This is a genomic window from Weissella sp. ESL1177, from assembly GCF_058107185.1.
Window position 1 is genome coordinate 1516828 of the sequence record NZ_CM176591.1, and the last position, 14660, is coordinate 1531487.

The 14660-nt window shown below is 39.8% G+C and carries 15 protein-coding genes; all 15 read right to left on the minus strand.

What is annotated here, in order from left to right; translation table 11 throughout:
• Positions 1 to 190: 190 nt before the first annotated feature.
• Positions 191 to 1474 carry a serine--tRNA ligase gene (serS, locus tag AC3B5D_RS07425; protein ID WP_489840675.1) on the minus strand — a complete coding sequence of 428 codons (1284 nt, stop codon included), beginning with the start codon at positions 1472 to 1474 and terminating at the stop codon, positions 191 to 193.
• A gap of 17 nt (positions 1475 to 1491) precedes the next feature.
• Positions 1492 to 2142 carry a deoxynucleoside kinase gene (locus tag AC3B5D_RS07430; RefSeq protein WP_489840674.1) on the minus strand — a complete coding sequence of 217 codons (651 nt, stop codon included), beginning with the start codon at positions 2140 to 2142 and terminating at the stop codon, positions 1492 to 1494.
• A gap of 218 nt (positions 2143 to 2360) precedes the next feature.
• Entirely contained in the window at positions 2361 to 2786 is a 426-nt protein-coding gene (locus AC3B5D_RS07435; protein ID WP_489840673.1) for a F0F1 ATP synthase subunit epsilon, read from the minus strand.
• A gap of 17 nt (positions 2787 to 2803) precedes the next feature.
• On the minus strand, positions 2804 to 4204 hold the full coding sequence (gene atpD, locus AC3B5D_RS07440) for a F0F1 ATP synthase subunit beta (protein WP_489840672.1): 1401 nt from the start codon (positions 4202 to 4204) through the stop codon (positions 2804 to 2806).
• Positions 4205 to 4249: 45 nt separating this feature from the next.
• Positions 4250 to 5131, minus strand: a complete 882-nt coding sequence (locus AC3B5D_RS07445; RefSeq protein WP_489840671.1) for a F0F1 ATP synthase subunit gamma — start codon at positions 5129 to 5131, stop codon at positions 4250 to 4252.
• A 17-nt stretch (positions 5132 to 5148) separates the two neighbouring features.
• A complete protein-coding gene (gene atpA / locus AC3B5D_RS07450; RefSeq protein WP_489840670.1) occupies positions 5149 to 6663 on the minus strand; it encodes a F0F1 ATP synthase subunit alpha in 1515 nt (504 codons plus the stop codon).
• A 74-nt stretch (positions 6664 to 6737) separates the two neighbouring features.
• On the minus strand, positions 6738 to 7280 hold the full coding sequence (gene atpH / locus AC3B5D_RS07455; RefSeq protein ID WP_489840669.1) for an ATP synthase F1 subunit delta: 543 nt from the start codon (positions 7278 to 7280) through the stop codon (positions 6738 to 6740).
• Positions 7280 to 7795, minus strand: a complete 516-nt coding sequence (gene atpF / locus AC3B5D_RS07460) for a F0F1 ATP synthase subunit B (protein ID WP_489840668.1) — start codon at positions 7793 to 7795, stop codon at positions 7280 to 7282. Before atpF ends, atpH begins: the two co-directional genes overlap by 1 nt.
• A gap of 24 nt (positions 7796 to 7819) precedes the next feature.
• Complete coding sequence (gene atpE, locus AC3B5D_RS07465; protein ID WP_002828033.1) at positions 7820 to 8038, minus strand: F0F1 ATP synthase subunit C; 219 nt, start codon at positions 8036 to 8038, stop codon at positions 7820 to 7822.
• Positions 8039 to 8076: 38 nt separating this feature from the next.
• The gene (gene atpB / locus AC3B5D_RS07470; RefSeq protein WP_489840667.1) at positions 8077 to 8787 is read right to left on the minus strand and encodes a F0F1 ATP synthase subunit A; all 711 of its coding nucleotides are present in this window, start codon (positions 8785 to 8787) and stop codon (positions 8077 to 8079) included.
• Between the two features lie 329 nt (positions 8788 to 9116).
• A complete protein-coding gene (locus AC3B5D_RS07475; RefSeq protein WP_489840666.1) occupies positions 9117 to 10394 on the minus strand; it encodes a solute carrier family 23 protein in 1278 nt (425 codons plus the stop codon).
• Positions 10395 to 10810: 416 nt separating this feature from the next.
• Positions 10811 to 11440, minus strand: a complete 630-nt coding sequence (gene upp, locus AC3B5D_RS07480; protein ID WP_489840665.1) for a uracil phosphoribosyltransferase — start codon at positions 11438 to 11440, stop codon at positions 10811 to 10813.
• A gap of 42 nt (positions 11441 to 11482) precedes the next feature.
• Positions 11483 to 12733 (minus strand): serine hydroxymethyltransferase, encoded by a 1251-nt coding sequence (glyA, locus tag AC3B5D_RS07485; RefSeq protein ID WP_489840664.1) that lies wholly within the window; start codon positions 12731 to 12733, stop codon positions 11483 to 11485.
• A gap of 29 nt (positions 12734 to 12762) precedes the next feature.
• On the minus strand, positions 12763 to 13791 hold the full coding sequence (locus AC3B5D_RS07490) for an L-threonylcarbamoyladenylate synthase (RefSeq protein WP_489840663.1): 1029 nt from the start codon (positions 13789 to 13791) through the stop codon (positions 12763 to 12765).
• Between the two features lie 2 nt (positions 13792 to 13793).
• On the minus strand, positions 13794 to 14654 hold the full coding sequence (prmC, locus tag AC3B5D_RS07495; protein ID WP_489840662.1) for a peptide chain release factor N(5)-glutamine methyltransferase: 861 nt from the start codon (positions 14652 to 14654) through the stop codon (positions 13794 to 13796).
• Positions 14655 to 14660: the final 6 nt, after the last annotated feature.

Genomic DNA, 14660 nt, shown 5'->3' on the forward strand with positions numbered 1-14660 from the left:
TATATATTACTAGCTTTTTTATTTTTTTGCAATTCTTTTTTCGCTGTTTTGAAAAATTACAATACATTTCCTTATTCTTCATATAAAAAAGACATTAAAATCAATTTTAAAAGTCGCTAATCAACCATGTTAATCTGGTAAATTAGCGACTACGATAAACTATTTTTTTCGATCAATCATTGATAAATGATTATAACAAATCTTCTGCAACAATTTTATCCGCACCAAAGTATGGCCGTAATACTTTCGGAATTGTCACTGTACCATCTTCATTTTGGTAATTTTCTAAGATTGCTGCAACAGTTCGACCAACTGCCAAACCAGATCCATTCAAAGTGTGCACAAATTGTAATTTACCATTTTCATCACGATATTGAATACGTGCTCGGCGAGCTTGAAATGCTTCTGTATTTGAGACAGAAGAAATTTCACGATAGATATTTTGCTGTGGCATCCACACTTCCACATCATATGTCTTTGCTGCTGAAAAGCCCATGTCACCTGTTGATAATGTGATAACGTGATATGGTAAATTCAATTTCTTCAAAATATTTTCGGCATTGACTGTCATATCTTCCAAAGCTTGATATGAATCCTCAGGCTTTGTGAATTTAACCATTTCGACCTTATTAAACTGGTGCATACGAATCAAGCCACGCGTATCACGCCCTGCTGAACCCGCCTCCTGACGAAAAGCTGGTGATAATGCTGTGACACTATATGGTAACTTTTCTGCATCGATCACTTCTTCACGGAAGTAATTCGTTAATGGGACTTCTGCCGTTGGAATCAACGTCATGTCATCATTTGTACCAACACGGTATGCATCATCCATAAACTTTGGATATTGACCAGTCCCATACATGGCTTCATCTTTAACCAGGTATGGTGTGATCATTTCCTTATAACCTTCTTTTTGATGTTCATCTAACATAAAGTTATAAACAGCTCGTTCTAAACGAGCCCCTTGTCCAACATAGTAGACAAAGCGAGCACCTGATACTTTTGCACCACGTTCAAAATCTAAGATACCTAAATCTTCACCAATGTCAAAATGCGCTTTGGGTGCAAAATCAAATGTTGGTATATCACCCCATCGCCGTTCTTCGCGATTGGCTGCTTCGTCTGGGCCAACAGGAATCGTGTCATTTGGCAAATTGGGAAAATGTAATGCGCGTTCTTTAATTTGCTTGTCTAACACAACGACTTGCTCATCCAGTGCTTTAATTGTTGCTGAAACTGTTTGCATTTCAGCAATGACGTCACTAGCATCTTCTTTTTGACGTTTCTTCAGACCAATTTGATCTGATACGGTATTACGACGTGCTTTTAATTCTTCCGTTTTCACCAATAATTCGCGACGTTTTGTATCATCGGCAACTAAAGCATCAACCTCTTCTGGTGCAACGCCACGTGTTGCTAAACGTTCTTTTACTTTTGCTGTCTCATGACGAATTAATTTCATATCTAACATAATCATTATTCTCCTAGTTATTTTTTCAAACCCAGCTCATCGATTTTGTCATCAATCAAGGATAATACCTTGTTGGCTGCTACCTCATCCGTTACAAAATCATATTGATCACCATCAATACTTAATTTTGGGGATCGATCATACCTTTCAAACCAGGCAACATAACGGTCATTTAAACTCTTATAATAATTATATAAGGATGGATCGTTCTCAATTTGCTCATATTCACGACCACGCTTTTTGATACGAGCTAACATCGTATCAAAACTAACGTGAATATAAATTAACAAATCTGGTGTTTTAACGATCGCATCATCAGAAAAATCAACCTGTTCCATCATGTTATTTAACAAATCACCATAGATTTGTACTTCAGTCTGGGTGGCTCTATCTAAATCTGCATTTAATTTAAACAACAACAAGTCCTCAAAGATAGATCGATCAATGACGTTTAATTGGCTACCCTGTGCATCCTTGATGTTATCTAAACGCTTATTTAAAAAATAATTTTGTAATAAAAACCCATAACGTTTTGGATCTTCATAAAATAATGGCAGAATAGGATTATCATCAACGGATTCGTATAGTGCTTCGCTCCCTAAATGTTCTGCGAGCATCGTTGTTAAGCTGGTTTTCCCAGCACCAATAGTTCCCGATAATACGATCATCCTGTTGTCCTACTTTCTTTAATCAATATTAAGTCTATTTTACCAAATTTTACAACGTCTAACACATCCACTTTTGAGAACCAACCGAATTCCCACTAATTGCATCCAATTAAAAAGCCGAAGCCTTTCGAAATAATCGAAGACTTCGGCTTTTTAAGTTGAAATAACCACCGTTACCTCAAAACCTATCATTGTTTCACGTTTACTCGTTCACACAATTACTTTTTACCAGAAACTGCATGAATACGATTAACCGCACGCATTAAGGCAGTTTGTGCACGTGCAACATCGTTTGTTTCACTTGCTGCTAAACGCTTTTCAGCACGTGCTTTCGCATCTTCTGCACGCTTAACATCGATATCTTGTGCTCTTTCTGCACTATCAGAGACAATTGTTAATTCATTATCAGAAAATTCAGCAAAACCACCACTAACTGCAATGATTTCTTCTGTATCTGACGAATCTGATTCGTCATCAACAATTTTCACTTCACTAATGTGCAACGCTGAAATAATTGGTGCATGGTTCGCCATGATTCCTTCTTCACCATTGGTTGTATTTAAAACAACTAATGAAGCTGTCTCATGTTCAAAAACCACACCATTTGGCGTTACCACCTTAACATGTAGGGTGTGTTCACTCATGGCGCCGCCCCCTTTGTTTAGTCAGCCATTTGAGCAGCTTTTTCAGCTACCATTTCAACGGCACCAACGTTACGGAAAGCATCTTCAGGATATTGATCGTACTTACCTTCCAAAATTTCCTTAAAACTGCGTACAGTTTCAGTCAATGGTACATATTGTCCAGGTAATCCTGTAAACGTCTCGGCAACAGAAAATGGCTGAGACAAGAAGAATTGGATACGACGAGCACGGTTAACGATCGTCTTCTCTTCATCTGACAATTCATCCATTCCTAGAATAGAAATGATATCTTGTAACTCACGGTAACGTTGTAATGTATGTTGCACTTCAGTTGCAACGTCATAATGTTCTTGTCCAACAACTTCTGGTGCTAAGGCCGTAGACGTTGAAGCCAATGGATCAACGGCTGGGTAGATTCCTTGTTGTGTCAATGAACGTTCCAAATTAGTCGTTGCATCCAAATGTGCGAATGTCGTTGCAGGCGCAGGGTCAGTATAATCATCGGCAGGCACATAAACAGCTTGAATCGATGTTACTGAACCCTTCTTCGTTGAAGTGATTCGTTCTTGTAACTGACCCATCTCAGTAGCTAATGTTGGTTGATAACCAACGGCTGATGGAATTCGTCCAAGCAAAGCCGAAACCTCTGAACCTGCTTGCGTGAAACGGTAAATATTATCAATGAATAATAGCACATCCTGACCATTGACATCGCGGAAATGCTCAGCAATCGTCAAACCAGTTAAAGCAACACGCATACGTGCGCCAGGAGGCTCGTTCATTTGACCATAGACCATGGCGGTTTGCTTCAAAACACCAGATCCTTGCATTTCATAGTACATATCATTACCTTCACGAGTACGCTCACCCACACCAGTAAAGACAGAAATACCATTATGACCTTGTGCGATATTGTGAATCAATTCTTGAATCAACACCGTCTTACCAACACCGGCACCACCGAATAGACCAATTTTACCACCACGAACATATGGTGCTAATAGATCAATAACCTTGATACCAGTTTCTAAAATTTCTGTTGACGTTGACAATTCGTCGTATGCTGGTGCATCACGATGAATTGGATCACGTTGTACGTCGTCTCCCAGTGCTTCACCACCATCAACTGGCTCTCCTAGCACGTTAAACACACGTCCCAACGTTGCCTCACCAACAGGGACACTGATTGATTTTTCAGTATCTGTTGCCGTCATTCCACGTCGCAACCCATCAGTTGAATCCATGGCAATCGTACGCACGACACCATCACCCAGTGACAAAGAAACCTCGACCGTCAATGTTTTTTGATCACCTTTATCGATAATCAATGCATTATTAATATCTGGAATCTTTGTACCTGATGGAAAAGCAACGTCAACAACGGGACCAATGACTTGAACAACTTGTCCGGTATTCATTGTCGTTTCCTTTCTTCATTCATATAAATCTGATGTCAGATGCTTTTAATCCAAAGCAGCCATTCCACCAGTAATTTCTGTAATTTCAGTCGTAATTGCACCCTGACGCGCACGGTTGAATTGCAGTCCAAGTGAATCAATAATTTCCTTGGCATTATCAGTTGCTGAAGACATCGCATTTGCCGATGCCGCATGTTCAGCAGTTTTTGCATCGATGATAGCACCATAGACTAAACTTTCGGCATATTGTGGTAGCACAACACCCAAAATTTGTTCAGCTGATGGTTCCATATCATAATCAGCCGTATACTTTGTATCATTTTTAGATTCTGTTAAATCTTCTGTTGAAACAGGTAACATCTTCTCTAAATGTACTTCATTTGTAATACGACTAACATAATGCTGATAACCAACGATTAATTCATCAAAAACTTCGTTGTCATACATTGTTGTCACAGTTTTCACAATTTCACGAACCTCATTAAAGGTTGGCACATCGGAAACACCACGATACTCGTATGCAACATCAAACCCACGTTTCTTAAAGAAATCCGCACCATTACCACCAACCGCTAAGATAACAACTTGATCAGGTGTCAATTGACGTTCAGTCATTCTAGACATTACTTCTTTTAATAATGTTGAATTATAACCACCAACTAAACCACGATCAGAAGATAGTACTAAAAATCCTACCTTTGACACATGACGTTGTTCAAGCAAAGTCCCTGAAACATTGTTGATATGCGCTGTTGCTAAGTGTGCCACAACGTCATGAAGGGCATCGGCATAAACCGTATATGAACCCCCATGACGTTGAATTTGACTTAGCTTAGCAGTTGAAACCATTTGCATGGCACTTGTAATTTGACGCGTCTTTTTTGTTGAGGCAATGCGGCGTTGAATATCTTGTAAAGAAGCTGCCATTTATCGCCCCTCCTTTACTATTCTTCTGCTGAGCCGGCAAATGTTGCTTTGAATTCCTTAATTGCAGCATCTATCGTGTCGGTATCAGGCAAGTTCTTTGTCTCAACAATCGTCTCTAACAAATCATTATGTGATGCACGCACAGCAGCAATTAATTCTGATTCAAAACGTAGAATATCATCGACTGCGACATCATCCATAAAGCCATGTGTTAGGGCATATAGTGATAACACTTGCTCCTCAACAGGCAATGGCTGATGCAAAGGTTGTTTCAATAACTCAACGGTACGACGACCACGGGCTAGCTTAACTTGCGTTGCCTCGTCCAAATCTGAACCAAATTGGGCAAATGACTCCAACTCCTTGTATGAAGCCAAATCCAAACGCAGTGTACCAGCAACTTTCTTCATCGCTTTAATTTGCGCGTCACCACCAACACGAGAAACAGAAGTTCCGGCATCGATAGCTGGACGAACACCAGCATAGAACTGATCCGCATCCAAGAAAATTTGGCCGTCGGTAATTGAAATCACATTGGTTGGGATGTATGCAGAAACATCACCAGCTTGTGTCTCAATAATTGGCAAAGCGGTCATTGACCCACCACCTAGCTCGTCTGACAACTTAGCAGCACGCTCTAACAAACGTGAATGCAAGTAGAAGACATCACCAGGGTAGGCTTCACGTCCAGGTGGACGACGAAGAATCAATGACAGCTCACGATAAGCCGTTGCTTGCTTTGATAAATCATCATAAACAATCAACACATGCTTACCGTTATACATAAACTCTTCACCCATTGCCGCACCAGCATAAGGCGCTAGATATAGCATTGGGGCTGGTTCTGAAGGACTAGCAGTCACAACGATTGTATAGTCCATGGCACCCATACGACGCAAAGTTTCAACTTGCGTACGCACAGTTGAGGCCTTTTGGCCAATCGCAACATAGACAACGATCATATCTTGATCTTTTTGATTCAAAATCGTGTCAATCGCAACAGATGTCTTACCAGTCTTACGATCACCGATAATTAACTCACGTTGACCACGACCAATTGGTACTAAAGCATCGACAGCCTTTAGACCAGTTTGTAGTGGTTCAAACACAGACTTACGCTCCATAACACCTGGAGCTTTAACTTCAACAGGACGTGTTTTTTCTGTTTCAATTGGGCCCATCCCATCAACAGGCTGTCCCAAGGCATTAACAACACGACCAATCAGTTGCTCACCAACAGGCACTTCCATGATACGTCCAGTACGCTTAACAGTATCACCTTCACGAATACTGTCATAGCTACCAAGAATAATGATACCAACATCATTTGATTCTAGGTTTTGCGTCATACCATAAACACCATTCTCAAACTCGACAAGCTCACCAGCAAGGGCATTTTCCAACCCCGTTGCGCGAGCGATACCATCACCAATGTAGGTAACAGTTCCAGTTTCTTTTACTGTTAAGTCGTCTTGATAATTGGCTAATTGCTTTTTGATGAGTGAACTGATTTCTTCAGCTTTGATGCTCATTTCAGCAGTTCCTCTTTCTTTATAGTGTGTCTATTCATCACACACAACATCAATTTTAACTAGAATTTCGATTACTAGCGGATGATACTCTGACGAATAGCAACTAATTTTGTTGCTAATGATCCATCCAAAATTTGGTCATTGGCTTTCACAATCACGCCACCAAGTAGGTTCTCATCAACGATTTGTGTCAAACGAACTTCGTTAGCCTGATAACGTTGCACAAGTTTCTCTTTTAAACGTGACACTTGCTCTTCACTCAATGGCACCGCTGTTTGTACCTCTGCATTCACAATACCAGCAGCCTGATTAACAAGTTCTTCATACTTTGAAATAATTGCTGGCAAGTTTTGAATACGTCGATAATCAAACGTCATCTTAATCAGATTTTTAACAACCTGACTCGTATTCTCTGACAAAGTTGTTAACAATTGCTGCTTCACATTTTCATCAATACGCAAAGATAGCAATGCCTTCGTAAATTCTGGATTTTGTACTAATACATCACGAACAACTGATAACTCAGCCATCGTTGCTTCATCAGTACCTTGATCATGGGTTAATTCGAACAAAGCAACGGCATATCGCTTAGCAATCGTTGCTTTATCTAATGCCATTACTTGTTACCTAACCCTTCAATGTAAGCGTCAATAAGCGCTTTTTGATCATCTAACTTTAGTTCTTTCTGGATAATCTTTTGTGCGATGGTTACTGAAAGTTCAGCAACTTCACTCTTAACGTCAGCCATTGCTTCAGAACGTTCTTGTGCAATCTGAGCACTTGCTTGTTCTTTAGTTGCTTGGGCATCTGCTTGAGCGTCAGCAACGATTTGATCACGTTGCTTACCAGCTGCTGCCTTGGCATCAGAAACAATACCGTTAGCTTCAGTACGTGCTGATTGCAACTGCTCTGAACGCTTTGAAGCCATTTCTTCGGCCTTTTGACGCGCTTCTTCAGCAGTATCCAAATCATGAGCGACTTTCTCCGCACGCTTTTCCATCATTTTTACTACTGGTCCCCAAGCATACTTCTTTAATAGAAGCATCAAGACTAGGAATGCCACTAGTACAAACAACATGTTACCCAAAGCCAACCCTTCGCTAGCACCTGCTAGAACAATTTGATTAAACATAATTAGTTGGCCTCCGCGTTTCGATTATCGTGCTAACAACATGAAGGCAATAGCAATAGCGATGATTGGAACGGCTTCGACCAAACCAACTCCGATAAACATGTTCGTACGTAACTTACCTTCTAATTCAGGTTGACGTGCTGTACCAGCAATCATACTTGAAATAACAATACCGTTACCAATACCAGCACCAATAGCGGCACCAGCTGCGGCAACACCAACACCAATGGTTGCAACATCCATTTTTACAATCCTCCGATTAATTTAAACAGTTACTGTAGTTACTCTGTCTTTTCCGAAACATAGACAGTCGTCAAAGTGACGAAGACAAACGCTTGAATGGCCCCAATAAACAATGAAAATCCTTGCCATAGAATTGTGAGCACAAACGCTGGAATAAATGTTAAGGCACCAGCAGACTGTGCCAATTGCCACAATAGAGACAAAACCATTTCACCAGCAAAGATATTACCGAACAGACGTAGTCCCAATGTTAGAAAACTAGTAAACTGCTCAATAAGATTTAAGGGGAATAAGACACTAAATGGTGACAGATATACTGACTTGAAGTATTTCTTAAATCCTTGCTTTTCAACACCTAAGAAATGAGCAATGGTAATCGCAATTAATGCTAATGTCATTGTCACTAGTGGGTTAGCGGTTGGTGAGTTCAGAAATGTATTACCATCCACTTTAACCGTAAAGGCAACACCTAGTTGATTGCCAACGAAGATGAACAAAAACATGGAAAATATGAAAAACTTCAAACTGTTACCAGTCTTATTTGGCAATGATCCATCAACAATATTATTAGTAAAATCAATGACCCACTCTAGCATATTTTGCTTACTTTTCCCGGCTGGCTTCATAACCAATTTTCGAGAAGTCCACAATGCTAGCAGAAAAACAATCGTCATCGAAACTAATGTTGAAATAACCACATTCCAATCAAACGTCAACCCCGCAATGCTAAAGGTCGCGGTTTTCTCCAATGAAATTCACCTCTTTCCTTTCTTGAAATATAATCAAGCGGCATGCATATCAAACAGGACCGTTTAACTTTTACCACCTAATATTACCCCTTTTTGAAGGTATTTCAATAATAAAGGACTACTTTAATTTGTCCCATTTCTGCAACGCTTTTTTACAAAGCTTGTTATATCACACTTTGTACTATTCCAAATAAGAATAATAATAATTTTATATCCAAAATAGAAATAATATTTTGTACTACTCTGTCTTCCCTTATAAAAAAAAACCGTTATTTTACAACACACATTGCAAAATAACAGTCAAAAAATGCTGTCATCATCACGATAATTTATTTTTCAGAAGCTGCTTTTTCCGGTAAAATCAAGTTCAAAACGATACCCAAGACAGTGGCAATTGCAACACCTGAAAATTGTACAATATTATTACCATGTCCCAATTGTAGATAAGCGTTACCAATCCCAATAACTAAGACAGATGAAGCAATCATCAAATTACGCTTCAAATTAAAATCTAGTTTATTTTCAACAATGATTCGCAATCCTGATGCGGCAATCACACCAAACAATAGGAACGATACCCCTCCTGTGACTGCTCCCGGAATCGTTTGAATCAAAGCTGATAATTTACCCACAAACGAGAAGAGAATGGCAAATGTTGCGGCACCCATCAAAACATACACCGAATGCACCTTTGTAATTGCCATAACACCAATATTTTCACCATATGATGTTACAGATGGTCCACCAACTAAACCAGCAAATAACGAAGCAACCCCATCACCAGCTAGCGTCCGGTGCAACCCAGGATTTTTAATATAATCGCGTCCTGTCAAATCATCTAACACCATCAAATGACCCAAATGTTCTGTAATAGTAACTAACGCAATTGGTGCCATCACGAGCACAGCACCCCAATGCATTACTGGTCGGTAATCCACAAACGGGATATCAAAAGCTGGTAAAGTAAACCATGCGGCATCAGCAACTGGCTTTAAGTCGACTAAACCAACCATTATTGCTAAAACGTAACCAACAATGATTCCTAATAATATTGGAATCAAGCCCAGGAAACCACGAAGATACATATTAAAGAAAATTGTAATCCCCAATGTTACCATCGCGACTAAAAATACTCGAATATCATATTTACCATTTAATAATGTTGCCGATTGTGCAGCAGAACCAGACAATGATAATCCGATCACCATAATAATTGGACCAACGACTATTGGTGGTAATAACTTTTCAATCCATTCAGTCCCGATGAACCCAACAATCGCTGCAACAATCAAATAAACAATACCAACAGAAATCACACCTGTTGCCACACCAGGATAGCCAGTTGTTTTCATCAAAGCAACCATTGGAATAATGAAAGCAAAGCTTGATCCCATATAAGCAGGGATCTGACGCTTTGTAATCAAAATATGTAATAGTGTTCCAACACCAGAACTAAATAGCGCAATGCCCGGATTTAATCCAACTAGTAATGGTACTAAAACAGTTGACCCAAACATTGAAAACATATGTTGTAACGATAGCCCTATCCATTGCCAAAAGCCTGGCTTTTCATCTACATCTAATACAACCTGCCGTTCTGTATCCATTGTGTTATTCCTTTCATACGTCAGCTTAATTGCTGGGAAATAATTAAAAAATGCTGAATGCCTAAAAAGGGACTGTCAATCTTACCATTTTAACTTGGTAGATTAATAGTCCACAAACATGTGTCAAATTTGTACCCTAATTGATGCACCCAGTACCAAAATAATCTTACTAGTCTCACAGGACCAAGTTAAAGCTATTTTCAACGTCATTTATTATATATCAGTTAACAAATCTAGTAAACATCTTTTAAATTAGTTAAACGTTTTAATTGGAACAAACTGTCGTTAATCCTAAATAGCTGTCTTTAGACATATTAAGTATGCAAGTAACATACCTATCACGTATATAAAAAAGAGGTTAACCACAATTGATTAACCTCAACATCACAGTCACATGATGTAAAAATTTTAATTTATTAATGAGTACCAAACAAACGGTCTCCTGCATCACCAAGTCCAGGAATAATATAACCATGTTCGTTAAGTTTTTCATCCAATCCAGCAGTATAAATATCAACATCAGGATGTGTCTTTTGCACTGTTTCAACACCAACTGGTGCTGATACCAACGTAATCAACTTAATCTTAGTCGCACCACGCTTCTTAAGTGCATCGATTGCCATCACCGCTGAACCACCCGTTGCTAACATCGGATCAACGACCAATACTTCACGTTGATCGATATCTTCTGGCAACTTCACAAAATACTCAACTGGTTCTAGTGATTCTTCATCACGGTACATACCGATGTGACCAATACGAGCGGCAGGAATCAACTTCATAATACCGTCTACCATTCCAAGGCCTGCACGTAAAATTGGCACGATGGCTAATTTCTTTCCAGCCAATGTTTTTTGCGTTGTTGTCGCAACCGGGGTTTCAACAACAACATCTTCAACTGGTAAATCACGTGTCACTTCATAAGCCATCAATGAAGCAATTTCATCAACAATTTCACGAAATTCTTTTGTACCAACATTCTTATTACGAATAATTGTTAATTTATGTTGAATTAGTGGGTGGTCAAAAACCGTTAGCTTACTCATTTCAAAGCTCCATTTCGTTTTCTTCTATTATAACGCTTTTTCTTAATTTGCGTATTCAATCCCTGACAAAGGGAAACGACTAGTTAAGTCTAATACCGCCTGCTTTACAGACGTTAATGTTGCTTCATCTTCAGGGTTAGCAAGTACTTTCAAAATCAATGTTGCCACTTCTTTTGACTCAGTTTCTTTGAAACCACGTGTTGTAATTGCTGGTGTTCCAATACGAATACCTGATGTCACAAACGGACTGCGCGGTTCATTTGGAATCGCTTCTTTATTAGTTGTAATGTGCACACTATCTAAAACATTTTGTGCATGCTTACCAGAAATACCAGTCGCCGTTAAATCTAAGTTAAACAGATGATTATCTGTCCCACCTGATACAACACGTACTAGATCAGACGCAGCAAACACATCAGCCATCGCTTTCGCATTGGCAATTACTTGTTGACCATACGTTTTAAAACTAGGCTGCATTGCTTCGTAAAAAGCAACTGCTTTACCAGCAATCACATGCTCTAATGGTCCACCTTGTGTACCCGGAAAAATAGCTGAATTAATCGCTTTTCCTAATGCTTGCTTTGCTAAAATCAAACCGCCACGTGGCCCACGTAATGTTTTATGCGTTGTTGATGTCACAACATCAGCAATGCCAACTGGTGAAGGATGAACACCAGCAGCAACTAAGCCAGCAATATGCGCCATATCAACCATGAGATATGCCCCCACAGAGTCAGCAATTTGACGGAAACGATCAAAATCGATAAATCGTGAATATGCTGATGCACCTGTCACAATCAACTTTGGCTTGAACTCATTTGCTAAAGCAGCAACTTGTTCATAATCAATCCGCTCATCATCATTCAAACCATAAGCATGGAAATGATAAGTCTTACCAGAAAAATTAACGGGTGACCCGTGTGTTAAGTGACCACCAGCATTTAAATCAAGACCCAAGACATGATCACCAGGTTCAAGTAATGCCGCGTAAACAGCCGCATTCGCTTGTGAACCAGAATGTGGCTGAACATTGGCATACTCCGCCCCAAACAGCTCTTTCACACGATCAATTGCCAATTGCTCAACTTGATCGATATATTCAGTACCACCATAATAACGCTTGTTAGGATAGCCTTCAGCATATTTATTGGTTAAAATACTGCCCTGTGCAGCACGCACACCTGCAGACGCAATGTTTTCTGAAGCAATTAATTCAATGTTATGCTCTTGGCGATCGGCTTCACGATCAATTGCAGCCCATAGTTCAGGATCAAATTCTCGATAATTTGTCATTGGGGTTGACCTCCTTCAGTCAAAACAGATTAATTAGTTAATAGCTCACTAATCCAGTGGCCACCAGATGCTTTACCTAGTCGATTATTATATGCACCATTTTCATCAATCTGTGGCATGGCAGCAACAAGAATCGTTCGCACATCTTTTTTGTCATCAAAATACCTTAGCCCCGCAAATAATTTTGCAGCGGCTGTATCATTATTATCTCCTAATGACCAAACAAAATCCATACCTGCTAATTGGTGCGTTGCAATTAAATCATTAGTCAACATTAACCCAACTGGATCAACTTGGCTTTGCATCCAAATAATCGCCTTTGTCCAATCTTCCGGTGCAACCATATAGACATCCTTATCAGGTGCATAATGCCGATATTTCATACCAGGCGCCTTAGGTGTTTCATTGTCTGCAACACGATGAATTTCAGAATCCACTGGCGTTTGAATAACTGCTTCTATTTGTGCGGGCGTAATTTTACCTGGACGTAAGATGGCTGGCATTTTAGTTGATAAGTCTAAGACCGTTGATTCAACCCCGATTTTTGTTGGACCGTCATCTAAAATACCTGCAATCTTACCATGCAAATCATGATACACGTGTTTTGCTAATGTCGGCGATGGCTTACCCGAAGTATTTGCAGATGGTCCAACCAATGTCTTACCACTGTCTCTAATCAATTGACGCGTCACATCATTGTCAGGCAAACGTACAGCAACCGTATCCAATCCACCGGTCACTGTCATTGATAAGACACCTGGCTTAACTGGCAGAATCATCGTCAATGGTCCTGGCCAATAAGCAGCCATTAATTTTTGTGCCAACTCGTTAACAATGGCAAAGTCAGCCACTTGCTCTGGGTCAGCGACGTGGACAATTAGCGGATTATCAGATGGTCGCCCTTTCGCTGCATACACTTTGCCAACTGCTTTTTCATTATAGGCATCCGCACCAAGTCCATAAACAGTTTCTGTTGGAAAGGCAACCAACGAACCACGTCTAATGGCACGTGCTGCCGCATCCATATCATTAACTGTCCATATTTTTGTTTCTGTCATTTTTACATCTCCCGCAATACTTTAATCATTCGATCATGACCACTTAAATCCTGACGTAATGTTACCTTGACATGAGGTAATGTTTCAAATAATTCAACAAGTGCCTGTCCTTGCTGATAACCAATTTCAAAGTACGCAGCACCACCTGGATTCAGATATGCTAATAAATCGGCTGCCATTTGTTTATATAATGCTAAACCATCATCTTCAGCGTATAGTGCGATATCTGGTTCAAAAGCAACAACAGATTCGTCCATCATAGCCTGTTCATCACGACTAATATAAGGTGGATTAGCAACAATAATGTCAAAGCGACCTGCAACATTTGTAAACAAATCACTCTCTAAAAAGCTCACATTTGGTGCATACAATGCTGCATTTTCCTTAGCGACAAACAATGCTTCACTTGAAATATCTAATCCATTGACATCCCAGGTTGGTCGTTCCGCACTTAACGTCACAGCAATCGCACCTGAACCAGTGCCAATATCTAACACTCGTTTCTTGTCACGAGTCACATGATCGTTTAAAATCCATTCAACCAATTCCTCTGTTTCTTGACGAGGAATGAGCACTCGTCGATCGACTTGAAATTCTCTACCATAAAATGCAGCATGCCCTAATGCATACTGTACTGGTTGACCACCCTTAATGGCGCGTACCGCAACCATAAAACGCAAACGTTTTTCATCTTCTAGAACTGTATTGCGATTATTTGATAATTGCGCATAATTCCAATCCATCATCCCAGTTAACAAATAGTCAATTTGTGCCATCCGCTCAACTTCATCATGAATATAAGGTTCCAACTGCCAGTTCCCCCATTCACGTACTGCTTGAATGGTCCATTGTTCATCAAACATATTATC